General features: G+C 66.0%; 21 protein-coding genes. 18 read left to right on the top strand and 3 right to left on the bottom strand.

Annotated elements, in window-relative coordinates; translation table 11 throughout:
* The first annotated feature begins 283 nt into the window (after nt 1-283).
* Together B2790_RS14580 and B2790_RS14585 are read left to right on the top strand one after the other, a co-directional pair.
* Nucleotides 284-1669 carry a hypothetical protein gene (locus tag B2790_RS14580; RefSeq protein ID WP_286919066.1) on the top strand — a complete coding sequence of 462 codons (1386 nt, stop codon included), beginning with the start codon at nt 284-286 and terminating at the stop codon, nt 1667-1669.
* Complete coding sequence (locus tag B2790_RS14585) at nt 1669-3024, top strand: aminotransferase class I/II-fold pyridoxal phosphate-dependent enzyme (protein WP_286919067.1); 1356 nt, start codon at nt 1669-1671, stop codon at nt 3022-3024. Before B2790_RS14580 ends, B2790_RS14585 begins: the two co-directional genes overlap by 1 nt.
* 133 nt (nt 3025-3157) lie before the next feature.
* On the opposite strand, the gene B2790_RS14590 is transcribed toward B2790_RS14585, so the two are convergent.
* Together B2790_RS14590 and B2790_RS14595 are read right to left on the bottom strand one after the other, a co-directional pair.
* Nucleotides 3158-4468 carry an MFS transporter gene (locus B2790_RS14590; RefSeq protein ID WP_286919068.1) on the bottom strand — a complete coding sequence of 437 codons (1311 nt, stop codon included), beginning with the start codon at nt 4466-4468 and terminating at the stop codon, nt 3158-3160.
* A gap of 65 nt (nt 4469-4533) precedes the next feature.
* Complete coding sequence (locus B2790_RS14595) at nt 4534-5847, bottom strand: L-fuconate dehydratase (RefSeq protein ID WP_286919069.1); 1314 nt, start codon at nt 5845-5847, stop codon at nt 4534-4536.
* A gap of 101 nt (nt 5848-5948) precedes the next feature.
* Here B2790_RS14595 and B2790_RS14600 point away from each other — a divergent pair, with 101 nt between their 5' ends.
* The 8 genes from B2790_RS14600 to B2790_RS14635 all read left to right on the top strand — a co-directional run bounded on the left by B2790_RS14600 (nt 5949) and on the right by B2790_RS14635 (nt 17554).
* On the top strand, nt 5949-6896 hold the full coding sequence (locus B2790_RS14600) for a LysR family transcriptional regulator (protein WP_085705759.1): 948 nt from the start codon (nt 5949-5951) through the stop codon (nt 6894-6896).
* Between the two features lie 34 nt (nt 6897-6930).
* On the top strand, nt 6931-7884 hold the full coding sequence (locus tag B2790_RS14605; protein ID WP_025339435.1) for a LysR family transcriptional regulator: 954 nt from the start codon (nt 6931-6933) through the stop codon (nt 7882-7884).
* Nucleotides 7885-8138: 254 nt separating this feature from the next.
* The gene (locus B2790_RS14610; protein ID WP_286919070.1) at nt 8139-9680 is read left to right on the top strand and encodes a UxaA family hydrolase; all 1542 of its coding nucleotides are present in this window, start codon (nt 8139-8141) and stop codon (nt 9678-9680) included.
* A gap of 34 nt (nt 9681-9714) precedes the next feature.
* Nucleotides 9715-10773 carry an Ldh family oxidoreductase gene (locus B2790_RS14615; RefSeq protein ID WP_286919071.1) on the top strand — a complete coding sequence of 353 codons (1059 nt, stop codon included), beginning with the start codon at nt 9715-9717 and terminating at the stop codon, nt 10771-10773.
* Nucleotides 10774-10793: 20 nt separating this feature from the next.
* Nucleotides 10794-12011, top strand: a complete 1218-nt coding sequence (locus B2790_RS14620; RefSeq protein ID WP_286919072.1) for a fumarylacetoacetate hydrolase family protein — start codon at nt 10794-10796, stop codon at nt 12009-12011.
* A 98-nt stretch (nt 12012-12109) separates the two neighbouring features.
* The gene (locus tag B2790_RS14625) at nt 12110-13417 is read left to right on the top strand and encodes an MFS transporter (protein WP_286919169.1); all 1308 of its coding nucleotides are present in this window, start codon (nt 12110-12112) and stop codon (nt 13415-13417) included.
* A 229-nt stretch (nt 13418-13646) separates the two neighbouring features.
* Nucleotides 13647-15296 carry a VRR-NUC domain-containing protein gene (locus B2790_RS14630; RefSeq protein ID WP_085619331.1) on the top strand — a complete coding sequence of 550 codons (1650 nt, stop codon included), beginning with the start codon at nt 13647-13649 and terminating at the stop codon, nt 15294-15296.
* A complete protein-coding gene (locus tag B2790_RS14635; protein WP_286919073.1) occupies nt 15293-17554 on the top strand; it encodes an ATP-dependent DNA helicase in 2262 nt (753 codons plus the stop codon). Before B2790_RS14630 ends, B2790_RS14635 begins: the two co-directional genes overlap by 4 nt.
* A 241-nt stretch (nt 17555-17795) precedes the next feature.
* On the opposite strand, the gene B2790_RS14640 is transcribed toward B2790_RS14635, so the two are convergent.
* Nucleotides 17796-18977 carry an NnrS family protein gene (locus B2790_RS14640; RefSeq protein WP_286919074.1) on the bottom strand — a complete coding sequence of 394 codons (1182 nt, stop codon included), beginning with the start codon at nt 18975-18977 and terminating at the stop codon, nt 17796-17798.
* A 214-nt stretch (nt 18978-19191) separates the two neighbouring features.
* On the opposite strand from B2790_RS14640, the gene B2790_RS14645 reads away from it, so the two are divergent.
* The 8 genes from B2790_RS14645 (at nt 19192) to B2790_RS14680 (ending at nt 25412) form a co-directional block, all read left to right on the top strand.
* The gene (locus B2790_RS14645; protein ID WP_015270152.1) at nt 19192-20106 is read left to right on the top strand and encodes a site-specific integrase; all 915 of its coding nucleotides are present in this window, start codon (nt 19192-19194) and stop codon (nt 20104-20106) included.
* 378 nt (nt 20107-20484) lie between these two features.
* The gene (locus B2790_RS14650) at nt 20485-21318 is read left to right on the top strand and encodes an urease accessory protein UreD (protein ID WP_286919075.1); all 834 of its coding nucleotides are present in this window, start codon (nt 20485-20487) and stop codon (nt 21316-21318) included.
* 9 nt (nt 21319-21327) lie between these two features.
* Entirely contained in the window at nt 21328-21630 is a 303-nt protein-coding gene (locus B2790_RS14655) for an urease subunit gamma (RefSeq protein WP_003256923.1), read from the top strand.
* Between the two features lie 19 nt (nt 21631-21649).
* Nucleotides 21650-21967, top strand: coding sequence for an urease subunit beta (locus tag B2790_RS14660; RefSeq protein ID WP_025339426.1), 318 nt, complete (start codon nt 21650-21652; stop codon nt 21965-21967).
* Nucleotides 21964-23667: an urease subunit alpha gene (ureC, locus tag B2790_RS14665; RefSeq protein ID WP_025339425.1), complete on the top strand. Its 1704-nt coding sequence runs from the start codon at nt 21964-21966 to the stop codon at nt 23665-23667. The genes B2790_RS14660 and ureC overlap by 4 nt, the downstream gene beginning before the upstream one ends.
* Before the next feature lie 10 nt (nt 23668-23677).
* The gene (gene ureE / locus B2790_RS14670; RefSeq protein ID WP_085663694.1) at nt 23678-24175 is read left to right on the top strand and encodes an urease accessory protein UreE; all 498 of its coding nucleotides are present in this window, start codon (nt 23678-23680) and stop codon (nt 24173-24175) included.
* A gap of 17 nt (nt 24176-24192) precedes the next feature.
* Complete coding sequence (locus B2790_RS14675; protein WP_025339423.1) at nt 24193-24738, top strand: HupE/UreJ family protein; 546 nt, start codon at nt 24193-24195, stop codon at nt 24736-24738.
* Complete coding sequence (locus B2790_RS14680; RefSeq protein ID WP_075045400.1) at nt 24738-25412, top strand: urease accessory protein UreF; 675 nt, start codon at nt 24738-24740, stop codon at nt 25410-25412. Before B2790_RS14675 ends, B2790_RS14680 begins: the two co-directional genes overlap by 1 nt.
* Nucleotides 25413-25416: the final 4 nt, after the last annotated feature.

The following is a 25416-nucleotide window of genomic DNA, read 5'->3' on the forward strand; positions in this document are numbered from 1 at the left end:
CTGATCTGTATCTTCTATTCGCTTTGCATCCCTCGATAATGGCTCAATGATAGTTTGCGCAAGGAGCGTGGAATGAGCATGGCTATGCCCAGGCCAGGGCGGTGTATGGCAGCGGCGGGGCGTCGCGACGATGCGTTTTTCTCGATGTCATGGCGACAGTGATGGTTACGTCATTACTTCCAATTAGTTGTAGGAAATTTCTTCTGAAAAAGTTCAGGGCATGTTGATGTTCAGGTCCTCTGATCAACGTGCGCTGGCTGCATGAAGTTGATGAGGTGATCTCGTGACTGCTATTCACGACCAGGCAATGCACTATATCTACCAGCAAGTACTCGAGCGCTTGCTCAGTCATATGTCACAAGCGCAGCGTGCTTCCTTGCAATTGCTGATACAACGGCTGCTGGTTGCTGCAGGCGGGCCCGACTACATCGGTACCTGCCGCTTGCTGGTGCTGCAAGGCAACGATCGCCGCAGCGCCCGGCTGCTGGCCATGCTGCGTGCCGCACAACTGAGTATCGCCCTGCGTGCGCCGGTAACCTTCCAGCTGCGGGTGCTGGTGGTGAGCCTGCCCGTGGCTGACAGTGCCACGCTCGAATGCCATGAGCGCAGCTTCAATGCGCTGTTCTTGCAGGATGACCCGCGGGTGCAACTGCAGATGATCAAGGGGCGTGAAGTGGTGCCGTTCAGCCGGCATGCCCCTGCCGCGCCCGACAACTGGCTGTTGGCGAGGGACGCCATGCTGATGTTCGGTCACCTGGTCGACGCCAGGCCCGAAGCGCTGCTGGGGTGTCGCCTGCACCTGGAACTGGCAGCGGCCGTGGGCTTTGCGCTGCAGGCCCATTCACCTGCGGATGTATTTATCACCGCCATCCCTGCGCGCCAGCGCCGCCGGTACCTGGCCTGGGCACGGCGCAGCTTGCGCCTGGCAGGGGAGCGTGGCCCGCATGTGGTGCACCAGTGCCTGGCGACGCTGGCACAGGGGCTGAGCCGCCTGCACGGCAGTATCGGGTTGCCATCGGGTGCCTTGGCGGGGCCGACCTCGGCGAGCGTGCCGCAGAGTACGCCGGTGCGGTTGATTGCCATTGACGACCTGCTGCCGCCATTGCTCGAAGAGCAGCAACTGGATCTCATGCTCGGTTGTCGCTTCGAGGGGGGGCAGGACGCCTGGCCATTGGCCGCGTTCGTCGAGCCGTTGGCCCCGGTGCAGCTGCGGGAGCTGCATGCACGCAGTCTCGAGCCGCAGGCCAGTCGCCCGGCATTGCGGCTGGCTGGCCAGCCGGGCGCCAACAAGCGGCGCGACACGCATCAGCTGCAGTTCGGCAAGGCATATGGCATCAACCAGATCCAACAGGTGTGCCTGCTGTTCAGCCCGTTTGCCCGGCAGGGGAAGAACCTGGAGCGTTTTCTGCAGTGCTGGCATGCCGACATGCTGGTGGCGCTGCCGTACCTGCATCGAGCCTTGCAGGGTAAACCCTGCCCTGAAGCGGTGAAAAACTGGCTGGTGAATACCAGCGGCCTGCCGCTGGGGCAACTCCGGTTGATCTATGGCGGAGGCCTGCCGCTGGCCTCCTGGCGCCTCATGAGCCACCTGGCCCGTCGCGATGTACAGCTGAGGTTGCTGCCACGGCGGGCAGCGGGGCGGCGGCGTGGTCATGCGGGGCCGCCTTGATGGAGCAATCGGGCTCCGGCGAGTTCGCCTATCGCAAGGTCTATCGCTACCTGGAAGCCCTGATCGACCAGGCGCCACGCAGTGGCCCGTGCCGATTGCCGTCGTTGCGCGTGTTGGCCCGGCGGTTACGGGTGTCATTGGCCACCGTGCAGAGTGCCTACAGCCTGCTGGAAGAAGAGGGCCGCGTGCAGTGCCTGCCCAGGTCGGGCTATTACGTACAGGGCGCTGCCAAGGGGGATGCTGCGGCCATGCCCCGGCAGGCACCCTTGCCGGCACAGCCGATGCTTGAGCGCACCCTGTTCACCCACGAGCGGCGCCTGGCACGTCAGCGCACGCACAGTGTCGCCCCGTGGGACGCGCCCGGCAGCGCCCGCCTGCGCAATGCCGTCGCCGAACGCTATACCCGTTCCTCCAACCAGTACTGGCGTGCCGAGGACGTCCAGCTGGCGCCAGATGTGCAGGCGTTGCTGGAGACTTTGCTGGCGGCGCTGGCCCTGCAAGGCGGGACCGTGGTGGTGCACTCGCCCTGTTGCTGGCAGGTGCTGCGTGCGTTGGCCCGTGCCGACATGCGAGTGCTGGAGGTACCACTGGATACCCGCGGTAACCCGGACCTGCGCGCCCTGGCCCGGCTGCTGGCCAACGAGCCGGTGTGCATGCTGGTCATGCCGTCGTGCCTTGGCATGCCGCAGGGGCGGCTGGTTTCACTGCACTATCAGCAGCAGCTTGGCCAGCTGCTTGGCCAGCACCCTGTATGGTTGCTGGAGAACGACCTGGACAGCGAGCACTGTTACAGCGGGCCGCCGAATACGCGCCTGCGCGATTGGGTCGACCCGCGTTGGCTGTTGGTGATGGGGGCGTTCGATGCCGCAGTGGGGAGCGAGGCGCCCTATGCCTACCTGCTGGGCCATGATGCCGGCCTGACCAGGGCTTTCGCTGAGCGTGCATTTCGGCTTGCACCGCTACGCCTGCAAGCGCTGGCGCACATGCTGGGCAAAGGCGAAATCGAGGCGCAACTGGTGCGGCTGCGCACCGACCTGCAAAAGCGCATGCAATGCCTGGCGCGTGAGTTGCAGTTGCAGTTCGGCCAGCGGGTGGTGTTGGAAATGCCGGAGGGTGGCCGGACACTGTGGGTGCGCTTTCGCCAGCCACTGCCGTGGGAGGGTATTGCAGCAGCGCTGGCTGGTTCAGCACTGCATGCCCTGCCGGGCGAGCAGTTCAGCCTGCAGGGTCGCTACCAACAGTGTCTGGCGATGGCGTGGCTGGGTGATCACCCGGGGGAGCTGCAACAGGCGGTAGAGCGCCTGGCCCAGGTGCTGGAACTGCGCTGTGGCCGGCCTGCCGGCGCTACACCTTGAGCCGCCGGGGTTGCGTTGCAACCCATCGCCGGCAAGCCAGCTCCCACGGGGGCAGCGATGAACTCAAGGTTGTCGCTGTACCTGTGGGAGCCGGCTTGCCGGCGATTAGGCCCTGGCAGGCAAACGCCTCCTGTCAGCAATTCACTTGCTCCTGCCCTTGCCGCAAGCGGGTACTGACCAGCGCTGCCACCACCAGCAACGCGGCGATGATCCACAAGCCATTGCGGGTACTGCCGGTGGCCTGCTCGATCAGGCCCATCACCGATGGGCCGACGAAACCGCCAAACAGGCCGCAGGTGGTGACAAAGGCCAGCCCTGCCGCCAGGGCGCTGCCACTCAGGCGGCTGGAGGGGAAGACGAAGATGATCGACTGCACCACGAACAGCATCAGGGCAGTCAGCGAAAACCCGATCAGGCCGATGAACGAGTTGGCCAGCGACGCCAGCAGCAGCCCGGCCGCCATGGTCAGCAGGCCGCAGAACAGCAGGGTGCGGCAACGACTCGGCGAGGTGGCCAGGCGTGGGAAGGTGGCGGCGCCGATGGCGGCAGCAATCCACGGTAAGGCGGTCAGCAGGCCGACCTGGAAGGGCGACAGCGCGCCGTAGGTGCCGATGATGCCCGGCAGGAAGAAAATCACCGTGTAGATGGTGATCTGGTGCACGAAGTACACCACGATCGCCAGCCAGATCTGCCGGTCGCGGAACATCTGCCCCAACTTGCTCTGCTGCGGTGCGGCGGCCCGCTCCGCAGCCAGGCGGCGCTCGATGTCCTCGGCTTCGGCGGCCGACAGCCAGGGCGCCGAGGCCGGGCCATCGGGCAGTTTCTTCCATACCACATAAGCCAGCGCCACTGCCGGCAGGCCCTCGAGCACGAACAGCCATTGCCAGCCGTGCCAGCCCAGCACACCGTCCATTTCCAGCAGGGCACCCCCCAGCGGGCCGCTGAGGATGTTGGCCAGGCACACGCCCAGCAGGAAGTAACCCGTGGCGCGGGCACGCTGTTCACGGTCGAACCAGTAGGTCAGGTACAGCATCACGCCGGGGAACAGGCCCGCTTCGGCGACCCCGAGCAACAGGCGCATGACGTAGAACGAGGTTTCGCCCTGGACGAAGGCCATGCCCGCCGAGAGCAGGCCCCAGGTGATCATGATGCGGGTGATCCAGAAGCGTGCGCCCACCCGATGCATGATCAGGTTGCTGGGTACTTCGGCCAGGGCATAGGTGAGGAAGAACAGGCCGGCGCCCAGGCCATAGGCCGCTGCCGACAGACCGAGGTCGATGCCCATGCTGGCCTTGGCCAGGGCAATGTTGGTCCGGTCAAGGAAGCTCATCACGTAGACAACGATGAGCAGTGGCATCAATTTGCGCAGCAGCAGGCCGTTCAGGCGCTGTTCGGTGGTGGCGGCAGGGGCGGGCGCCGCTGCAGTACCGGTGAGGATTGTCATTGTTTTTTCCCCGTGAAAATTGCTGGTGGCGTGCCGCGCAAAGGCGGCACACCCAGGTAGGTGGGTCAGGAACGGTTGATGTCGAGCCACACCGCGCCGTTGGGGTACTGGTAGCGCTCCAGGGTCTCCGCATGCATTTCGATGCTGTAGCCCGGGCGTCGCGGTGGCATGTAGCGCCCGCGGCGGATCACCACCGGGTCGATGAAATGCTCGTGCAGGTGGTCGACGTACTCCAGCACCCGGTTGTGCAGCGAGGCCGACACCGCGATGTAGTCGAACAGGGCAATGTTCTGCACATATTCGCACAGGCCGACACCGCCGCCGTGCGGGCACACCGGTACGTCGTACTTGGCAGCCATCAGCAGCACGATCAGCACTTCGTTCAGGCCACCCAGGCGGGCCGCGTCCAGTTGGCAGAAGTCCAGCGCGCCGGCCTGGAACATCTGCTTGAACATCACCCGGTTGTGGCAATGTTCACCGGTGGCCACGCCAATCGGCGCAATGCGCTGGCGGATGGTGGCGTGCCCGAGGATGTCGTCCGGGCTGGTCGGCTCTTCGATCCACAGTGGCTCGAAGGCGGCCAGGCGGCGCATGTTGGCGACGGATTCCTCGACGCCCCATACCTGGTTGGCATCCATCATCAGGGTGCGCTCCCAGCCAATTTCGTCGCGCAGGATGCGGGCGCGGCGAATGTCTTCCTCCAGGTCCGCACCGATCTTCTGCTTGATGTGGGTCCAGCCATCTTCCACCGCCTCGCGGGCCAGCTTGCGCATCTTTTCTTCGCTGTAGCCCAGCCAGCCCGGCGCGGTGGTGTAGCCGGGGTAGCCTTCGCGCAGCATCTGCGCTTCGCGCTGGGCCTTGCCCGGGGCCTGGCGGCGCAGTAGGGCGATGGCTTCTTCGGGGGTGAGCACATCGGTGACGTAGCTGAAGTCCAGGCAGCGCACCAGCTGTTCGGGCGTCATGTCGGCCAGCAGCTTCCACACCGGCTTGCCTTCGTGCTTGGCCCACAGGTCCCACACGGCATTGATGATCGCGGCGGTGGCCAGGTGGATCACGCCCTTTTCCGGGCCCAGCCAGCGCAACTGGCTGTCGCTGACGGTGAAGCGGTGCCAGAAACCGCCCATGTCGGCCGTGATTTCCTCCAGGGTGAGGCCGACGATCAGCGGCGCCAGCGACTGCACTGCGGCCGCGCAAATCTCGTTGCCACGGCCGATGGTGAAGGTCAGGCCGTGGCCTTCCAGGGCCTCGGCGTCGGTGTGCAGCACCACGTAGGCCGCCGAATAATCGGGGGCGCTGTTCATGGCGTCGGAGCCGTCCAGCGACAGCGAAGTGGGGAAACGAATGTCGCGAACGCTCAGGTGGGTAATACGTATGCTCATGGTCGACTCTTGTTCTGTTCAAGCACTGGGAGGCCTGACTGTAGGTTGTCGAGCGATACAGGCATAATCGCCAAATCTTAACCAGCGATACCGGATTCGATATGTCTCGCTTGCCACCCGATAGCGCCCAGGCGCCTGCCAGCCTCGGCGCATTGAAGATCTCCAGCCGGCAGATCACGCTGCTCAACGCCTTGGGCGAGTTCGCTAACCTGCGCCGTGCTGCCGCGGCGATGCACACCACGCAACCGGCAGCGAGCCTGTTGCTGCAACAGCTCGAGGAGCGCCTTGGCGTACGCTTGTTCGAGCGTTTGCCACGGGGCATGCAAGCGACGCTGTATGGCGAAGTGATGATCCGCTATGCGCAGAACGCGCTGCATGAGTTCGAGCACGCCCAGGCGCAGATTGCCGAGCTGGCGCGCGGGGCTCAGGGCCTGGTGCGGGTGGGCAGCGTCATGGGGCCGGTGCCGGGCGTGCTGACCAAGGCGGTGCTGGCCTACAAGCGCGACCACCCCAAGGTGCGCATTTCCCTGGAGGTCGGCACCAGCGACACCTTGCTGCCGGCCTTGCTGCGGGGCGACTTCGACATGGTGGTGGGGCGCCTGCCGGACCAGAGCGACAGCCAGGACCTGAACATCGAGCTGTTCGAAGGCGGTGAGCAGATGCGTGTTATCGCTCGCGCCGGCCACCCGTTGGCCAATGCCGCCGGGCTGCAACTGGCCGACCTGGTGGCCTTGACCTGGATCCTGCACCCCATCGGCAGCCCGATGCGCCGCCGCGTCGAAAGCGCGTTGCAGGCTGGCGGCATGGTGCAGTCGCTGGATATCGTCGAAACCGCCTCGATCCTGGCTACCACCGCCATGCTCGAAGCCTCCGAGATGATTGCGGTGGTGCCCGATGACGTGGCCAAGCATTATGCCCGCTATGGCATGGTCGCCATCCTGCCGGTGGAACTGCCACTGGCCATGGCCAACCTGGGCGTGTTGACCCTGCGCTCGCGGCCCAACTCGGTTGCCCTGGACACCTTGCTGCACTACCTGCGGGCGCAATAGCCCTGCCTTTTCACTTGCCTGAGGCCCTGCGTCAATGCCGCCGGACATGACCCATTCCAGCTTTTGCAACTGGATCCGCTACAAGCACCTGGTGCTGATCGACACCCTGGCGCGCACCCGCAACATGCACGCCACCGCCACGCGCATGAACCTGAGCCAGCCGGCACTGAGCAAGATGTTGCGTGACCTTGAGGAGCAGTTCGGCTTCGCCCTGTTCGAGCGCCTGCCGCGGAGCATGCCACCCACCGAGCTGGGCGAATATGTGGTGCGTTATGCCCAAGGCGCGCTGGCCGAGTCGCAACAGTTCGTCGATCAGGTAAACCGCCTGCGCAACGGCGGGCACGGTTTTATCCGCGTCGGCGGGATCTTTGCCGCCACCGCACTGGTGCTGCCGCAGGCCATCGCCGCGATCAAGGCGCGCAGCCCGTTGCTGTCGATCGAAGTGGTGGAGCATTCCAGCGATCACTTGTTGACCATGCTGGAGCAGAACAAGCTCGACATCATGATTGGCCGCTTCACTGAAGAACGCTTCAGCCAGCTGTTCGACTTCCAGCCCCTGGAGCCGGAACCGTTCAGCCTGGTGGTCAACAGCGAGCACCCGCTCAACCAGCTGGAAAGCACGCCGCTGACTGCGCTGGGCGACTGGCCGTGGGTGCTGTACCCGGTGGGCACGCCGATCCGCAACCGCCTGGAGCAGGCCTTCCGGGTTGCCGGCATCGCCACGCCTGCCGACAGCGTCGAAACCATATCCATGCCGATGTTCCTGCAATTGCTGCAGGCGGCGCCGATGATCGCCATGTTGCCGCGCTCGATGGTTGCCGCGCAGCTGGCCAGCGGCCAACTGAAAGAACTGCGCAGCCCCTTGCACCTGGCGGCGCTGGAGTACGGCGTGGTTACCCGCAAGGACGAGCCGCTGAGCGCTTCGGCCCGGGCTTTTGTCGAGATTTTGCTGGAGGGCGCGCGGCGCCGTCAGCAGGAGCAGAGATAAAGCCCATGGGGCCGCTGCGCAGCAGCGCATGGCTTGATGCCAATGCAGTCGGTGTGGGAGCGGGCAAGCCCGCGAAGGGCTGCGCAGCGGCCCCAATGGCCCTCAAATGTGATTGATAAACGCGCTCTGATACCTGTTTTTGATAACCCAAGGTTATCGCACGATCGGATCATCTCATTGGGAATGTTGCCCAAGGCTTCTTACAGTGGTCGCAGCCATAACAAGAAGCCAGCCGCAGCGCCCTGAGAGGTCTCATGCAACTGATTGCCAAGTCCGGTGACCTTGCCGTCATCCGCCTCAACCCGCTGGACAACGTGCTCATCGCCCGCCAGGCCCTGCCGCAAGGCCTGCGCCTGGACGCCGAGGCGATTACCGTGCGCCAGCCGATCCCCTCGGGCCACAAGCTTGCTACCGAACGTGTGGAGCAGGGCCAGCCCCTGCGCCGTTACGGGCAGATCATCGGTTTTGCCTCGCAGGCCATCGACGCCGGCGAACACGTGCATGTGCACAACGTGCAGATGGGCGATTTCGCCCGTGACTACGCCTTCGGTGTCGACACCCGCAGCCAGCCCGGCCGCGAGGCGCAGTTCCAGGGCATCGTGCGCGCCGATGGCCGGGTCGCCACCCGCAACTACATCGGCATCCTCACCTCGGTGAACTGCTCGGCAACCGTGGCCCGGGCCGTGGCCGACCATTTTCGCCGCGACATCCACCCTGAAGTACTGGCCGATTACCCGAACATCGACGGCGTGGTAGCGCTGACCCACGGCGCCGGCTGTGCGGTGGACCCCAGCGGTGAAGCCTTGGGCCTGTTGCGTCGCACCCTGGCCGGGTACGCCGTACACCCCAATTTCGCTGCCGTGCTGATCATCGGCCTGGGCTGCGAAACCAACCAGATCGAAAGCCTGCTGGAAACCCAGGGCCTGCAGGCCAGCGCCCAGCTGCGCGCCTTCACCATCCAGGGTATCGGCGGCACCAGCAAAACCATCGCCGCCGGTATCGAGCAGGTCAAGGCGCTGCTGGCCGAGGCCAACCAGGTGCAGCGCCAGCCGGTCAGTGCGCGGCACCTGGTGGTCGGCCTGCAATGTGGCGGTTCCGATGGCTATTCCGGCATTACCGCCAACCCGGCGTTGGGCAATGCCGTCGACCGCCTGGTGGCCGCCGGTGGCACCGCGATCCTCTCCGAAACCCCGGAAATCTACGGTGCCGAGCACCTGCTGACCCGCCGTGCGGTCAGCCGCGAGGTCGGCGAAAAGCTGGTGGCCCGCATCCGCTGGTGGGAAGACTACTGCCAGCGCATGAACGCCGAACTGAACAACAACCCCTCGGCCGGCAACAAGGCCGGGGGCCTGACCACCATCCTCGAGAAGTCCCTCGGTGCGGTGGCCAAGGCCGGCTCCAGCAACCTGGTCGATGTGTACCAGTACGCGGAAGCGGTACGCGCCCAGGGCCTGGTGTTCATGGATACCCCCGGTTACGACCCGGTTTCGGCCACCGGCCAGGTGGCTGGCGGGGCCAACCTGATCGCCTTCACCACCGGCCGTGGCTCGGCCTACGGCTGCGCTCCGGCGCCGTCGATCAAGCTGGCCACCAACAACCGGGTGTTCGAGCACCAGGAAGAAGACATGGACGTCAATTGCGGTGGCATCGCCGATGGCTCCACCAGCATCGAGGAGCGCGGCGCGTTCATCTTCGAACAGATGCTGCGCATCGCTTCCGGTGAGCGCAGCAAGAGTGAACTGCACGGCTACGGGCAGAACGAATTCGTGCCCTGGCAGATCGGTGCCGTGACCTGATCGCCAGCCCTGTTCCATTTCCGAGGCAACCGCAATGACTCAAGCCACACATTACAACGTGCAAGCGCTGACCACCTTCGTCGAGCGGCTGTTCGAAAAGGCCGGCGCCGATGCCGAAGTCGCCCAGGTAGTGACCCGGGTACTGCTCGAAGGCGAATTGCTGGGCCATCGCACCCATGGCCTGAACCTGGTCAGCCGCTACATCGACGGCATGCTCGGCGGCCAGGTCAAGGCCCGCGCGCTGGCACTGGAGCAGGTGTCGGACAGTGGCATTTCCAGCCTGTTCGATGGCCACTACGTGCTGGGGCCGTACTGCGTCAGCCGTGCCCTGGACTGCGCGGCAAAGGGCGCCACTTCGCAGGGCATCGGTATCGCCGTGGTGCGCCGTGCCGCGCATATCGGCTGCCTGGCAGCCTACCTCAAGCCCTACACCGACCAGGGCCTGGTGGCCATGCTGTATTCCTCGGACCCATCGGTAGGGCTGGTCTGCGCCCATGGTGGCGCCGACCCGGTGTACACCCCCAACCCGATTGCCGCGGGCATCCCGACCCAGGGCGAGCCGATTCTGCTGGACGTCAGCATGTCCACCGTCACCCTCGGTCTGGTCGGCCAGTGCCGCGATGCCGGCAGCCGCCTGCCGCACCCGGTGCTGGTGAGCAATGACGGGCAACTGAGCGACGACCCGCGCGACTTCTTCGCCAGCCCGCAAGGCAGCATCCTGCCCTTGGGTGGCCAGGCTTTTGGCCACAAAGGTTTCGCCCTGGCGCTGCTGGTCGAAGCCCTGACCTCGGGGCTGGCCGGTCATGGCCGCAAGGATGCACCAGACCAGTGGGGTGCATCGGCCACCGCCGTGGTCATCGACCCGCGTTTCTTCGGCGGCCTGCAAGCGTTCACCGACGAAACCAGCTTCCTCGGCCGGCTGGTCCTGGCCAGCCGGCCACTCGATCCCGAGCGCCCGGTGCGCCTGCCTGGGCAGGCTGGCCTTGCCTTGCGCCGCCAGGCACTGGAGCAGGGCGCAAGCCTTTCGTCACAGCTGGTGGCCGACCTTGACCGCCTGGCCGGGCAGCTGCAACTGCCGGCACTTTCCCAATGAATGACAGTAAGGGTACACAGATGACTGATCGAGCGAACGGCAAGCGACCGCTGCCTCTGAATCACGATGCCAGCGCGTTCGACAGCGGCAGTTGGGTAGGGCGGGTCTGGCTGCCGGAGCAGGGCCCTGCGGTGGTGCTGGTGAAGGCCGGCGCCGTGCACGATATCAGCGCCCATGTAGCCACCGTCTCGGCCCTGCTGGAAGTGGCCGACCCGGTGGCCTACCTGCGCAGCCTGCCGCTGGCCGAGCCGCTGATCGGGCTGCCAGCCTTGCTGGGCAACAGCGACCCGGCCCGGCGTGACCCGCACCAGCCATGGCTGCTGGCACCCATCGACCTGCAGGCGGTGAAGGCTGCTGGAGTGACCTTCGCCACCAGCCTGCTGGAGCGCGTGGTGGAAGAGCAGGCCAAGGGCGACCCGGCCAAGGCCGATGCGATCCGTGACACCTTGGCCAGCCGCATCGGCGCCGACCTGTCGCAGATCGTGCCGGGCTCGGCCCAGGCCGAAGCGCTGCGCAAGGTGCTGGTGGAGCAGGGCCTGTGGTCGCAGTACCTGGAAGTGGGTATTGGCCCGGATGCCGAGGTATTCACCAAGGCCCAGCCGCTGTCGGCGGTCGGCCACGGCGCCGACATTGGCATCCACCCCGAGTCGAGCTGGAACAACCCCGAGCCTGAAGTGGTGCTGGCGGTGTCGAGTGATGGTCGCATCAAAGGTGCGATGCTCGGCAACGACGTCAACCTGCGCGATTTCGAAGGCCGTAGCGCCTTGCTGCTGTCAAAAGCCAAGGACAACAATGCCTCCACTGCGCTCGGCCCGCTGCTGCGCCTGTTCGACGAAAGCTTCGGCCTGGATGACGTACGCGCCGCCGAGGTGGACTTGCAGGTGGTGGGCGAAGACGGTTTCATCCTCGCCGGGCGCAGCTCCATGCGCCAGATCAGCCGCGACCCGCAGGACCTTGTGCAGCAAACCCTCAACGAGAACCATCAGTACCCCGACGGCCTGGTGCTGTTCCTCGGTACCTTGTTCGCCCCCCAGCAGGACCGCGACCAACTGGGCAACGGCTTCACCCACAAACCGGGCGATGTGGTGAGCATCAGCAACCCGCAACTGGGTACCCTGTGCAACCGCGTGACCACCAGCAACCTGGCACCGCAGTGGCACTTTGGCCTGCGTGCGCTGATCGACAGCCTCGGCCGGCGCGGGCTGCTGGACGTTGCAACAACCGCACGCCAGCCTTGAGCGGCGCGCTGCGTCAGGGAGGGCGCAGCTTGAACGAAGGACCGCCAAGGCGCTGACAGCGCGGCAACAATAATAATAAAGGTCATCACATGAACCCTATGAAGAAGTACCAACGCGTCACCGTCGTGTTCCTGCTGTTGATCGGCATCGTCAACTACCTGGACCGTAGTGCGCTGTCGATCGCCAACACCTCGATCCAGAAAGACATGATGATCAGCCCGTCGCAGATGGGCATCCTGTTGTCGGCGTTCTCCATTGCCTATGCCTTTGCCCAGCTGCCGATGGGCATGATCATCGACCGCCTGGGCAGCAAGATCGCCCTCGGCGCCTCGCTGCTGGGCTGGTCGGTGGCCCAGGCAGCGTTCGGCATGGTCAACAGCTTTGCCGGCTTCATGGGCCTGCGGGTGCTGCTGGGGATTGGCGAGGCGCCGATGTTCCCGTCGGCCGCCAAGGCCCTGTCGGAGTGGTTCGATGCCAATGAACGCGGTACTCCGACCGGCGTGGTCTGGTCCTCTACCTGTCTGGGGCCGTGCCTGGCGCCACCCTTGCTGACGCTGTTCATGGTCAACTTCGGCTGGCGCGGCATGTTCATCATCACCGGCGTGATCGGCGTGGTGCTGGCGCTGTGCTGGCTGACCTTCTACAAAAGCAAGGCCCGCTACCTGGCGGAGCTTGCTGCCGAGGGCAAGCCGTTGCCGAGTGGGCAGCAGGCGCCTGCAGCTACTGCACAAGCGCCGAAGGCCTCGTACTTCGCCGGCTGGCTCGACCTGTTCAAGCACCGCAGTACCTGGGGTGCGGTGCTGGGCTTCATGGGCGTGATCTACATGCTCTGGCTGCACCTGACCTGGCTGCCTGGCTACTTCGAGCGTGAGCACGGCCTGGACCTGTACAAGACCGCCTGGGTAGTGTCGCTGGCCTATGGCTTTGGCGCAGCGGGCACGATCGTTGCCGGGCGCTTCTGCGACGTGCTGGTGAAGCGCGGCATGAGCGTGCTGGCCAGCCGCAAGTTCAGCGTCATCACCGGGCTGGTGCTGGCGGCGCTGTTTACCCTGCCGCTGTCGTTCGTCACCGGCCTGACCGGTTGCATCGTCCTGCTGTGCCTGGCGCTGTTCAGCATCAACATGGCCAGTGCCACTGCCTGGATGATCGTCAACACCATCGTCGACAGCCAGCGCGTGGCCTCGTTTGGCTCGATCCAGAACTTCGGCGGCTACATTGCCGGCTCGGTGGCGCCGATCGTCACCGGCTTCAGCATCCAGTACTCGGGCTCGTTCACCACGGCGTTCATGATAAGTGCGGTGGTGGCGCTGTGTTCGGCGGTTGCTTACTTCCTGCTGCTGCAGGCGCCGATTGGCAGTGCCAAGGTCAAGGTGGCGGAGATGGTCGGGGCGACGGAACAGGGGTGAATTCCGGGGGGGCGCTTTGCGCCCCAATCGCGACGCAAGGCCGCTCCCACAGGTATCGCGCTGGTTTCAGCAGCACTGCAATACCTTGTGGGAGCGGCCTTGCGTCGCGATTGGGCTGCAAAGCAGCCCCCAAGCCGACAGCCGATCGTTGAGCGACCCACGGCACTTGCCAGGCATACTGGTCTGTATGTATAACCAGTATCCATTCCAGCCGCCTGACCCCCAGCCCGTGATCGCCCATTCCGTCGACGACCCGTTCTACTACCTGCACAACTTCCGCCAGGTGCTGCTGTGGGTCGAACAGCGCTACGAAGACCTGCTCGACGATCAGGAACTCGCTTTCATCCGCACCTTCAGCCAACTGGACGCCCCGGCACAGGCCCTGATGGTGCGCATGGTCATGCGCAAGGGCGAGCTGTTTCGCAGCGATCGCCTCGACTATGCCGAAATCGGCGATACCGGGCAGGCCCTGCAGCCGTTGCTGGCCCTAGGCTGGGTACGGGAGCCCGCGCAACTGGAACTGCAGCAGCTGTTCGCCCTGCTGCGCAAGGACGAACTTGCCCGTTGTTTTGCCCCGCAGCTGAGCCGACCTCGCGCTGCCAAGCATGACCTGCTTGCACAACTGCAACCCCTGGGCCTGCAAGCCCGTTCATTGGCCGAGTGGTTTCCGGACAGCGGCGTGCGCATCCTCCAGTGGTGCCTGCAACCCTTGTGCGACCGCATGCGCCTGCTGTTCTTCGGCAACCTGTACCAGGACTGGTCGGACTTCGTCCTCGCCGACCTCGGCTTGTTGCGCTACGAACAGGTGCCGTTCAGCACCGATTCGCGTGCCCTGCAGCAACGCGCCGAAGTCGACCTGGCCATGGCCTTGCACCAGTGCGCCGAGCGCCTGGAGCAGGGCGACGACCCGCTGTCGATCCTGGCAGCCATGCAGGGCCTGCACAGCGACAACCCATGGTTGGCCCGGCGCCATGCTCGCCTGCAATTCGCCCTGGGCCAGCAATGCGAGCGCCTGGGCGACTGGGCGCAGGCCATGGCTGTGTACACGCAGTGCAGCCATGCCCAGGCGCGCATCCGCCAGGTACGGGTGCTGGAGCGCAGCGAGCAGTGGCCCCAGGCCCATGCACTGGCGCTGCAGCTGGCGGCGGCGCCGGCCAATGCCCTGGAAGTGCAGGCGCTGGAACGCATGTTGCCACGCCTGGCACGCAAGCTCGGTGGCCCGCCACAGCGGCGCCAGCGTGTCGCGCCCCTGGAGCTGATCGAGCTGGAACTGCCCCGGGAACTGGCAGCGCTGGGTGTGGAGGAGGCGGTACGCCAGCACCTGGCCGAAGCCGGTGGGCCGGTGCATTACGTGGAGAACACGCTGTTCAACAGCCTGTTCGGCCTGCTGTGCTGGGAGGCGATCTTCGCCCCGGTGCCTGGCGCGTTCTTCAACCCGTTCCAGGCCGCCCCGCAGGACCTGCACGACGGCGACTTCCAGCAACGCCGCAGTGCTCTGTTCGAACGTTGCCTGGGGCGGCTGGACGATGGCAGCCATCACCGGGCGATTCTCGACTGCTACGCCGCCAAGCAAGGGCTGCAGTCGCCGTTCGTGTTCTGGTCCGTGCTCAGTGAAGCGTTGCTTGAGCAAGCCTTGGCCTGCCTGCCGGCGGCCCATTTGAAACAGTGCTTCCTGCGCCTGCTGCAGGACATCCGCAACAACCGCGCCGGCATGCCCGACCTGATCCAGTTCTGGCCCGAGCAAGGTCGCTATCGCATGGTCGAGGTCAAGGGCCCTGGCGACCGCCTGCAGGACAACCAGCTGCGCTGGCTGGAGTTCTGCCGGGCCCACGGCCTGCCTGTCGCGGTGTGCCACGTGCGCTGGAGCGAAACACCGTGAGCTACAGCGTGGCGGTACGCGCCTTGTGTGAATTCAGCGCCAAGGTCGGCGACCTGGACCTGCGCTTCACGCCATCACCCACCGCCCAGGAGGGGATCGAGGGGCATCGGCGGGTGGTGGCGCGACGTGCTGCGGGCTATGAGTCGGAAATTGCCCTTGAAGGCCAGTTCGAAACCCTGAAAGTGCGTGGCCGCGCCGACGGTTACGACCCCGCCTGCAACCGCCTGGAAGAGATCAAGACCCACCGTGGCGACCTGTCGCGCCAACCGGCCAACCATCGCCAGTTGCACTGGGCGCAGGCCAAGGTCTACGGCTGGTTGATGTGCCAGGCACGGCAACTGCCGGCCATCGAGGTAGCGCTGGTTTACCTGGACGTGGACAGCGATGGCCAGACTCTGATCAGTGAACACTGCACGGCAGCCGAACTGCAGGCCTTCTTCGAAACCCAGTGCCAGCGCTTTTTGGCGTGGGCACAAGGGCAGGAGCAGCGCCTGGCCGAGCGTAACCTGGGCCTGCAAGCACTGGGCTTCCCCTATCCGGCGTTCCGCCAGGGCCAGCGACAACTGGCGGAAACCCTGTACAAGGCCGTGAGTACCGGCCGTTGCCTGATGGCCCAGGCCAGCACCGGAATTGGCAAGACCGTCGGTACCTTGTTCCCCCTGCTCAAGGCCATGGTGCCGCAGCAGCTGGACAAGCTGTTCTTTCTCACCGCCAAGACCCCGGGCCGGGCCCTGGCCCTGGATGCCATGCGCCAGATCACCGATGCCACGCCGCAGCCGGCCTTGCGCACGCTGGAGCTGATCGCCCGCGACAAAGCCTGCGAGCACCCCGACAAGGCCTGTCATGGCGAGTCCTGCCCCTTGGCCGCAGGCTTCTACGACCGCCTGCCGGCCGCGCGGCAGGCAGCGGCAGCGTTGCCCTTGCTCGACCGCGCCCAGCTGCGCGAAGTGGCCCTGGCGCACCAGGTATGCCCGTATTACCTGGGCCAGGAAATGGCGCGCTGGGTAGACGTGCTGGTGGCTGACTACAACTACTACTTCGATGCCCATGCCTTGTTGTTCGGCCTGACCCAAGCCAACCAGTGGCGGGTCGCGGTACTGGTGGACGAGGCGCACAACCTGGTCGAGCGCGGCCGCGGCATGTACAGCGCCAGCCTCGACCAAGGCCAGTTGCAGGCCCTGCGCCAGAGCAAACCGCCCGGGCTGGTCAGTGCGCTGGACCGGTTGAACCGGCAGTGGAACGCCCTCTACAAGGAGCAGCGTGCCCCGTACCAGGCCAGCGAGTCGCTGCCAGAGGCCTTGCTGCGTGCCCTGCAGCAATGCATCGGGCTGATCCAGGAACAAATGAACCAGGCGCCTGCGCAAATGGACCCGCAGGTGCTGCAGTTCTTCTACCAGGCGTTGCAGTTCAGCCGGGTTGCCGAGCTGTTCGACGAGCACTTCCTGTTCGACATCAGCCAGCGCCAGGGTCCGCGCAAGCGGCGGCTGGCCACCCTGTGCCTGCGCAATGTCACCCCGGCGCGCCTGTTGGGCCCACGCATGCAGGCGGCGCGCAGCGTGACGCTGTTTTCCGCCACCCTGAGCCCACGGCATTTCTACAGCGACCTGCTGGGCATGCCGGCCGATACCGCCTGGCTGGAAGTGGCCGCGCCGTTTCGCGCCGAACAGCTGGAAGTGCACATCGCCAGCCAGGTATCCACCCGTTACCAGCAACGCCAGGCTTCGCTGGCGCCAATCGTCGAGCTGATTGCCCGGCAGTATGAGCGCATGCCGGGCAACTACCTGGCGTTCTTCAGCAGTTTCGAGTACCTGCAACAGGTGGCCGGGCTGCTGGCCGAGCGGCATGCACAGATACCCATGTGGGCCCAGGAGCCGGGCATGGACGAAGCGGCCCGCCAGGGCTTTCTCGACCGTTTTGTGGCGGATGGCCGTGGGGTGGGCTTTGCGGTGCTGGGTGGTGCATTCGGGGAGGGGGTGGACTTGCCGGGCACACGGCTGATCGGCGCGTTTGTCGCCACCCTTGGGCTACCCCAGGTCAACCCGGTCAACGAGCAGTTCAAGCAGCGCCTGGGGCGGCAGTTTGGTGCGGGGTTCGATTACGCCTATCTCTACCCGGGCGTGCGCAAGGTCATTCAGGCGGCAGGCCGGGTCATCCGGGGCGACCAGGACCGTGGCGTTCTGGTCTTGATCGACGAGCGCTTCGCCGAACCCCGGGTGCAGCAGATGTTCCCGGGGTGGTGGCCAGCGCCGGGAGGTTAACGCGGTCCCGGCAATTTGTGCGTCTGCGCTGAAACCTTGGGGCTGCTTCGCAGCCCATCGCCGGCAAGCCAGCTCCCACAGGTACAGCGCAGGCCTTGAAGTCGGCGCGGTCGGTGTGGGAGCCCATCGCCGGCAAGCCGGCTCCCACAGGTACTGCACAATGCTTGAGGTCGATGCAGTCGAGGTGGGAGCTGGCTTGCCGGCGATGGGCCGCAAAGCGGCCCCAATCTGGGCATCAAGGCTAGCCAGGCATACCGTCAGCCCGTGGCCGCAGCAAGATGGGCAGGTAATGTTGCAGGAACAGCAGCAGCGCCAGGCTCCAGCACACTACTGAAAGGCTCACCCCCAGCGGCGTGAACAGCGGCAGCACCACCCGCGCCAGCGTCGCCAGTTGTATCAAGGCAAAGGCCCAGGCAATGCTGGTCGGCACCTGCAGCGGCCTGCCGGTGTGGCCCAGGCTGACCCGTGCCATCATCGCCAGGATCAAGCCGCTCATGGCGCCCACGGTCAGGGCGTGGGTCACCAGGCTCGGGCTCACCGCCACCCCGGCATGCCACAGCGCCATGCCCAGGCAGGCAATGGCAATCCAGGCATAGGCCAGGTGCAGCGACCACAGCAGGGGCACCCGCCACAAGCCACGGTCATGCCACAAGGCCAGGCGGGCCGTATGCAGGGCGAACAAGGCGCTGAACAGCAGGGCCAGGGCGATACGTGGCGTATCGGCCAAGCCCGAGGCAAAGGCCAGCGGTACCGCCACGCTCAGCAGCAGGCAGGCCCGGTCCAGCCAGGGGCGGGCAGGGGCCGGGGCCATGTTGCCCAGGCCGCGCCGGGTGAAGAACGGGATCACCCGCCCGCCAAGCACGGTCATCATCGCGGCTACCAGCCACAACCCGGCAAACACCCCGCGGCGCTGCCACAGTTCGTCCTGGCGCAGCCAGCCGACCAGCGTCAGCCACTGGCAGGCGGCGATCAACAGCACCAGGCCGACGATCGGGTAGTTGTTACGCAAGCGCCGTTGCACGATCGGCCGTGCCAGGGCCAGTGCCACCAGTGGCAGGAAGCTGCCCTCGATCACTACCAGCAAGCTGCCCGGTAATGGCAGGAACCAGCTCGCCCGGGCCAGCAGCCAAAGCAGGAACAAACCCTGCAGCGCACGCCCGCTCAAGCCTGGGGTGCCGCTCCAGTTCTGCACGGCAGTCAGCAGGAAACCGGCGATGATGGCGGCAGCAAAGCCATAGAGCATCTCGTGGCGGTGCCAGGCAAGCATGCCGCCGGGGGGCGTGGGCTCCAGCGCCCCGGCCAGTACGCCGGCCCACAACAGCAAGGCGAGCAGCGCAAACAAACTGCCACCCAGGAAGAATGGGCGGAAACCCAGGCCCCAGACGGCCTGGCGTGGGCGTGAAGCGATCGGCTGCACAAGCATGGGCGGACCTTCGTTCGTTCAGTAGGCTCAATTGGGGTAAGATCACGATCCGTGCCAGCTCCGAACCCCTTGTATATCAAGGTGATGGCACCTCTCCGGGTCCGAATGACATGCGTTTTCTGCTGTTATTTGGACCTGCTTGTATGTCGTATTGACTTGCTTCAGGGTCTGGCCGGTTCGCCGCTGGCCAACGCTTCGCTACAGGATTCACGTTTTGTCCGACCTCTCGAAAAATCCACTGCTGCAGTACATGGCCCGCCTGGCCCCATCCAGCCAGCAAACCATGCGCTACATCCTTCAGGACGCTGCCGACCGGCTGGGTTTTGTCGACTGCAATATCGTCGATGTGCCCTGGCATCGGCTCGAGCCCGGCCATGTGATCGCCCTGGTGGCGGCGCTGCGTGCCGACGGTTACGCACCCAACAGCTCGTCGCTGTACGTCAACGCCATCCGCGGTGTGATGAACGAAGCCTGGCGCCAGGGCCTGATCGATCACGAGCAGTTGTTGCGCATCCGCGAGGTCAAACCGGCCACCGGCAGCCGCCTGCCACCGGGGCGCAACCTGCGCCGCAGCCTGATTCGCGAGCTGATGGATGTGTGCGCGGCCGACCCACGGCCGCAGGGTGTGCGCGACGCGGCGATCATCGCCTTGCTGTACGGCACCGGCATGCGCAAGTCGGAGTCGGTGGACATCGACCTGGACCAGGTCGACTTCGAGGCGCGCAGCCTGCAGGTGCTGGGCAAGGGCAACCGCCAGCTGATCAAGTACGCCCCGCCATGGGCGTTCGAGAAGTTGCAGGCGTGGCTGGACCTGCGCCGCCAGGACTTGCCGGCAGGGGCCGAAGACGACCCGTTCCTGTTCAACCGCATCCGCCGTGGCAGCCATATCACCCGGGCGCGCATCACCAAGCATGCCATTTACTACATCGCCCGCCAGCGTGGTGCGCAGGTGGGCGTAAAGATCATGCCGCACGATTTCCGCAGGGCATTCATCACCCGGGTGATCGAAGAGCACGACCTGTCGATTGCGCAGAAGCTGGCGCATCACGCCAACATCCAGACCACGGCCATCTATGACCGGCGTGATGACAACGAACGCCGGCGTGCGGTGGACCGCTTCGATTACTGAGTTTCGTCACACTTGGGGCTGCTGTGCAGCCCATCGCCGGCAAGCCAGCTCCCACGCCGACCGCGCTGACCTCAAGCCATGCGCGATCCCTGTGGGAGCTGGCTTGCCGGCGATGGGCCGCGTAGCGGCCCCAGCATTCTCTCAGTCCAGCACCTAAACAGGGCCTGAGTGCGCCCCCACTTTGTGCGCCATCCCCCTGTATGCCCGATGCCAGAGCGGCTTGGGCAAAAGTTTCATCTTCGTTCACCTGCGGAGTTGGCCCGCAACCTGCTATATCCAGCCTGCGAATTTGATCGAGTGGTCAGGCCGCGCGCGCCGTAGCCGTGCGTGCCTGCCCTTCTAAACGGCCAGCAGGCCACGGATTTCAGGGGCCGCAGGATGTCGCTCGCGGAGCAGATCGAACAAAAACACGACGATGCCGGCTGGAGCGCTCACCTGCAGTTGCGTTTCGTCAGGCGTGACGAGGTGACCCGCCTTGGTGCGTGGCGGCATTTCGGACCTCTTTTGGTGCAGCGCCCGTTCTATCCGGAAGGTGCACCGTGCCATGTCTACGTGCTGCACCCACCCGGTGGGATCGTCGCCGGCGACCGCCTGGAGCTGGATATCCAGCTGGAGCCGGGCAGCCACGCGCTGCTGACCATGCCAGGCGCCAGCAAGTTCTACCGCAGCATCGGCCCGACCGCGCGGCTGGCCCAGCGCTTTCACCTGGCCGCCGGCAGCACCCTGGAGTGGCTGCCGCAGGACAGCATCTTCTTCTCCGGCGCCCGCGCCAGCCTCGACAGCCGTTTCACCCTCGAACCGGGGGCGCGCCTGCTGGCCTGGGAAACCCTGTGCCTGGGGCGCCCGGTGATGAACGAGCGTTTCGAGCAGGGTGCCCTCGACAGCCGCCTGCACATCGAACTGCCTGGCGAAGTGGGCCTGCACGAGCGCCTGCGCGTCGAAGGCGGGCGCCTGGACAAGCTTGGCGGGCATCCGTTGCTGGCCACCTTCTGCGCCGCACCCGCCGACCAGGCCGTGCTGGATCTGGTGCGGCCGCTGCTCGACGAGATGGCCAACCCGGCCGGCGCGACCCTGCTTGGGTCGTTGCTGGTGATCCGCGTGCTCGACCATGACAACCAACACCTGCAACGCACCCTGCAACGCCTGTGGCATGTGCTGCGCCCGGCCGTCCTCGGCCTGCCGGCCTGCCCGCCGCGTATCTGGGCCACCTGAGAGAGCGCCATGGAGCTGACCCCGAGAGAGAAAGACAAACTGCTGCTGTTCACCGCCGCGTTGCTGGCGGAGCGGCGCCTGGCCCGTGGCCTGAAGCTCAACTACCCGGAAGCGGTGGCGCTGATCAGTGCCGCCGTGCTCGAAGGCGCCCGTGATGGCCGCACCGTCGCCGAGCTGATGAGCCTGGGGCGCGAAGTATTGAGCCGCGAGCAGGTAATGCCTGGCATCGCCGAAATGCTCCACGACGTGCAGGTCGAAGCGACCTTCCCGGATGGCACCAAGCTGGTGACCGTGCATGACCCCATCGTCTGAAACTGCCCAGGAGCCCCGCATGATCCCAGGTGAAATCCAGGTCGCCGCCGGCGACATCGAGCTGAACAGCGGCCGTGCGACGGTCAGCGTCAGCGTGGCCAACCATGGCGACCGGCCGGTGCAGGTCGGCTCGCACTACCACTTCTATGAAGTCAACGAGGCGCTGGTGTTCGAGCGCGCACCGACCCTGGGCTTTCGCCTGGACATTCCCGCCGGTACCGCCGTGCGTTTCGAGCCGGGTCAGGCGCGTACCGTGCAACTGGTGGCCTACGCCGGCAAGCGCGAGGTCCATGGCTTCCAGGGCAAGGTGATGGGCGCGCTGGAGGGCAGGGCATGAGCCGCATTTCCCGCCAGGCCTATGCCGACATGTTCGGCCCCACGGTAGGCGACCGCGTGCGCCTGGCCGACACCGCGCTGTGGGTCGAGGTGGAGCGCGACTTCACCATCTATGGCGAAGAGGTGAAGTTCGGTGGCGGCAAGGTCATCCGCGATGGCATGGGGCAAGGCCAGATGCTGGCCGCCGAAGCCATGGACCTGGTACTGACCAATGCTCTGATCATCGACCACTGGGGCATCGTCAAGGCCGATATCGGCATCAAGCACGGGCGTATCGCGGTGATCGGCAAGGCTGGCAACCCCGATGTGCAGCCGGGCGTGAACGTGCCAGTGGGCCCCGGCACCGAGGTGATCGCGGCCGAGGGCAAGATCGTCACCGCCGGTGGTGTCGACTCGCACATCCACTTCATCTGCCCCCAGCAGGTGGACGAGGCGCTGAACAGCGGTGTCACCACCTTCATCGGCGGCGGTACCGGGCCGGCCACCGGCACCAACGCCACCACCTGCACGCCCGGCCCCTGGTACCTGGCGCGCATGCTCCAGGCCGCCGACAGCCTGCCGATCAACATCGGCTTGCTGGGCAAGGGCAACGCCTCGCGGCCGGAAGCACTGCGCGAGCAGATCGCGGCCGGCGCCGTGGGCCTCAAGCTGCACGAAGACTGGGGTTCGACACCAGCTGCCATCGACTGCTGCCTGGGCGTGGCCGAGGAAATGGACATCCAGGTGGCGATCCACACCGACACTCTCAATGAGTCCGGCTGCATCGAAGATACCCTGGCGGCCATCGGCGACCGTACCATCCACACCTTCCACACCGAGGGCGCTGGTGGCGGCCACGCCCCGGACATCATTCGCGCTGCGGGGCAGGCCAACGTGTTGCCGTCCTCGACCAACCCGACCCTGCCGTACACGGTCAACACCGTGGACGAGCACCTGGACATGCTCATGGTCTGCCACCACCTGGACCCGAGCATCGCTGAAGACGTGGCCTTTGCCGAGTCGCGCATCCGCCGCGAAACCATCGCCGCCGAGGACATCCTCCACGACATGGGCGCCTTTGCCATGACCTCGTCCGACTCCCAGGCCATGGGCCGGGTTGGCGAGGTGGTGCTGCGCACCTGGCAGGTGGCCCACCAGATGAAGCTGCGCCGTGGGCCACTGGCGCCGGACACCAGCTACAGCGACAACTTCCGGGTCAAGCGCTACATCGCCAAGTACACCATCAACCCGGCGCTGACCCACGGCATCGGCCACGAAGTGGGCTCGGTGGAAGTCGGCAAGCTGGCCGACCTGGTGCTGTGGGCGCCGGCGTTCTTTGCGGTCAAGCCGGCCCTGGTCATCAAGGGCGGGATGATCGTCACCGCGCCCATGGGCGACATCAACGGTTCCATCCCCACGCCGCAACCGGTGCACTACCGCCCGATGTTCGGCGCCCTGGGCGCGGCGCGGCATGCCACGCGCATGACCTTCCTGCCCCAGGCGGCGATGGACCGTGGCCTGGCCGAGGAGCTGAACCTGCGCAGCCTGATCGGCGTGGCCCACGGCTGCCGCCGGGTGCGCAAGCCCGACATGGTCCACAACACCTTGCAGCCGCTGATCGAGGTCGATGCGCAGACCTACCAGGTGCGTGCCGACGGCGAACTGCTGGTCTGCGAGCCGGCCCGCGAACTGCCGCTGGCCCAGCGTTACTTCCTGTTCTGAAGGAGCACCGATGATTGTCTTGACCCGCCGTATCACCGACCCCGGCCAGCTGGGCGAAACCGGCACCGTCACCCTGGACGTGGACAGCCGCATCAAGAGCCGCCTGCGGGTGACCCTGGATGATGGTCGCGAGGCCGGGCTGATGCTCGAGCGCGGCCACCTGCTGCGCGGGGGCGAACTGCTGGCCGATGCCGAGGGCACCCAGCTGATCCGCGTGCTGGCGGCGCCCGAGGCGGTGTCCACGGTGCGCTGCGCCGACCCGCACCTGCTGGCCCGCGCGGCCTATCACCTGGGCAACCGCCATGTGCCGCTGCAGATCGAGCCCGGCCTGTTGCGCTTCCAGCACGACCACGTGCTGGACGACATGTTGCGCGGCCTGGGCCTGACGGTAGAGGCCGAACAGGCGCCGTTCGAGCCTGAAGCGGGCGCCTACCAGAGCGCGCCGCACAGCCACAGCCATGCCCACGGCCACGATCACCCGTTCGTGCGCCTGCCTGCCCATTCCTGAACTGCCTGGAGCAACCGATGAAAAAGACTTTCGCCCTGTTTCTGCTGATGCTGGCTCTGCCTGCCTTCGCCCACCCCGGGCACGACGCCAACCCGCTGCAGGACGGCCTGCTGCACCCGCTGACCGGTCTTGACCACCTGCTGATGCTGCTGGGCACCGGTGTGCTCGCCGCGCTGACCCGGCGCAGCCTGACGCTACCCCTGGCAACCCTGGCGGCGATGTTCGGCGGCGCGGTGTGCGGCCACCTGTTCGGCGATGTACTGGGCATGGAAACCCTGATCGCCGTGTCGCTGCTGGTGGCTGCCGGTGCCGTGCTACTGCCCAGCCGCCAACTGCTGCTAGCCATGGCCATGCCGGTGTTCGCCCTGTTCCATGGCTGGGCCCATGGCGTGGAAGCCACGCCAAGCGCGTTCTGGCAGTTCAGCGCCGGCTTCGTCACGGTCAGCGGCCTGTTGCTGGCGGCCGGCTTTGCGGTCGGTTGCCTGTTGCGCAGGCATAGCGGCCTGCAGAAGGCCTTTGGCGGTGGCCTGCTGGCCGGCGCCGCGCTGGTACTGGCCGGTTGATGGACAGTGACCTGGCGTTGTTGCGCCTGCTGCAGCTGGCCAGCCCTGGCTTGCCGGTGGGTGGCTTCACCTACTCGCAAGGCCTGGAGTGGGCGGTCGAGGCGGGCTGGGTACGGGGCGTGGATGGTTTCGCTGCCTGGCAGCGCGAGCAGATCGACGACACCCTGGCCTGCCTCGACTGGCCGGTGCTGGCGCGCCTGTACCACGCCTGCCAGGCCGAGGACGCCGAGGCCTTCGGCCACTGGAGCCGCTTTCTGCTGGCCAACCGCGAAACCGCCGAGCTGCGCCTGGAAGAACAGCAGCGCGGCGCGGCGCTGGCACGGCTGCTGGACGGCTGGCAACTGGGCCAGGCGCCGGCCTGGCGGGCCAGCCTCGAACTCACCCAGCTGGGCGGTATGGCCTGGCTGGCTGCGCATTGGGCGATCCCTCTGCGCCAGTTGGCCCTGGGCCATGGTTTTGCCTGGCTGGAGGGCGCGGTAATGGCCGGGGTCAAGCTGGTGCCGTTCGGCCAGCAGGCTGCCCAGACCTTGCTGCGCGACCTGGGGGCGGGGCTGCCCGCGGCCCTCGACCAGGCACTGGGCCTGGGCGATGACCAGCTTGGCGGCGGCCTGCCGTTGCTGGCCATTGCCTCATCGCGACACGAAACCCAATACACCCGATTGTTCCGTTCCTGAGGAC

It is taken from the genome of Pseudomonas sp. UBA6753, assembly GCF_002453565.1.
Taxonomy (GTDB): Bacteria; Pseudomonadota; Gammaproteobacteria; order Pseudomonadales; family Pseudomonadaceae; genus Aquipseudomonas; species Aquipseudomonas putida_Z.

Excerpts from the sequence above, each read along its gene's own strand:
- B2790_RS14600 (WP_085705759.1), top strand. The coding sequence starts at position 5,949 with ATGTCTCGCTTGCCACCCGATAGCGCCCAGGCGCCTGCCAGCCTCGGC.
- B2790_RS14655 (WP_003256923.1), top strand. The coding sequence starts at position 21,328 with ATGGAGCTGACCCCGAGAGAGAAAGACAAACTGCTGCTGTTCACCGCC.
- B2790_RS14585 (WP_286919067.1), top strand. The coding sequence starts at position 1,669 with ATGGAGCAATCGGGCTCCGGCGAGTTCGCCTATCGCAAGGTCTATCGC.
- B2790_RS14660 (WP_025339426.1), top strand. The coding sequence starts at position 21,650 with ATGATCCCAGGTGAAATCCAGGTCGCCGCCGGCGACATCGAGCTGAAC.
- B2790_RS14610 (WP_286919070.1), top strand. The coding sequence starts at position 8,139 with ATGCAACTGATTGCCAAGTCCGGTGACCTTGCCGTCATCCGCCTCAAC.
- B2790_RS14595 (WP_286919069.1), bottom strand. The coding sequence starts at position 5,847 with ATGAGCATACGTATTACCCACCTGAGCGTTCGCGACATTCGTTTCCCC.
- B2790_RS14620 (WP_286919072.1), top strand. The coding sequence starts at position 10,794 with ATGACTGATCGAGCGAACGGCAAGCGACCGCTGCCTCTGAATCACGAT.
- B2790_RS14625 (WP_286919169.1), top strand. The coding sequence starts at position 12,110 with ATGAAGAAGTACCAACGCGTCACCGTCGTGTTCCTGCTGTTGATCGGC.
- ureE (WP_085663694.1), top strand. The coding sequence starts at position 23,678 with ATGATTGTCTTGACCCGCCGTATCACCGACCCCGGCCAGCTGGGCGAA.
- B2790_RS14590 (WP_286919068.1), bottom strand. The coding sequence starts at position 4,468 with ATGACAATCCTCACCGGTACTGCAGCGGCGCCCGCCCCTGCCGCCACC.
- B2790_RS14640 (WP_286919074.1), bottom strand. The coding sequence starts at position 18,977 with ATGCTTGTGCAGCCGATCGCTTCACGCCCACGCCAGGCCGTCTGGGGC.
- B2790_RS14615 (WP_286919071.1), top strand. The coding sequence starts at position 9,715 with ATGACTCAAGCCACACATTACAACGTGCAAGCGCTGACCACCTTCGTC.
- B2790_RS14675 (WP_025339423.1), top strand. The coding sequence starts at position 24,193 with ATGAAAAAGACTTTCGCCCTGTTTCTGCTGATGCTGGCTCTGCCTGCC.
- B2790_RS14680 (WP_075045400.1), top strand. The coding sequence starts at position 24,738 with ATGGACAGTGACCTGGCGTTGTTGCGCCTGCTGCAGCTGGCCAGCCCT.
- B2790_RS14650 (WP_286919075.1), top strand. The coding sequence starts at position 20,485 with ATGTCGCTCGCGGAGCAGATCGAACAAAAACACGACGATGCCGGCTGG.
- ureC (WP_025339425.1), top strand. The coding sequence starts at position 21,964 with ATGAGCCGCATTTCCCGCCAGGCCTATGCCGACATGTTCGGCCCCACG.
- B2790_RS14605 (WP_025339435.1), top strand. The coding sequence starts at position 6,931 with ATGCCGCCGGACATGACCCATTCCAGCTTTTGCAACTGGATCCGCTAC.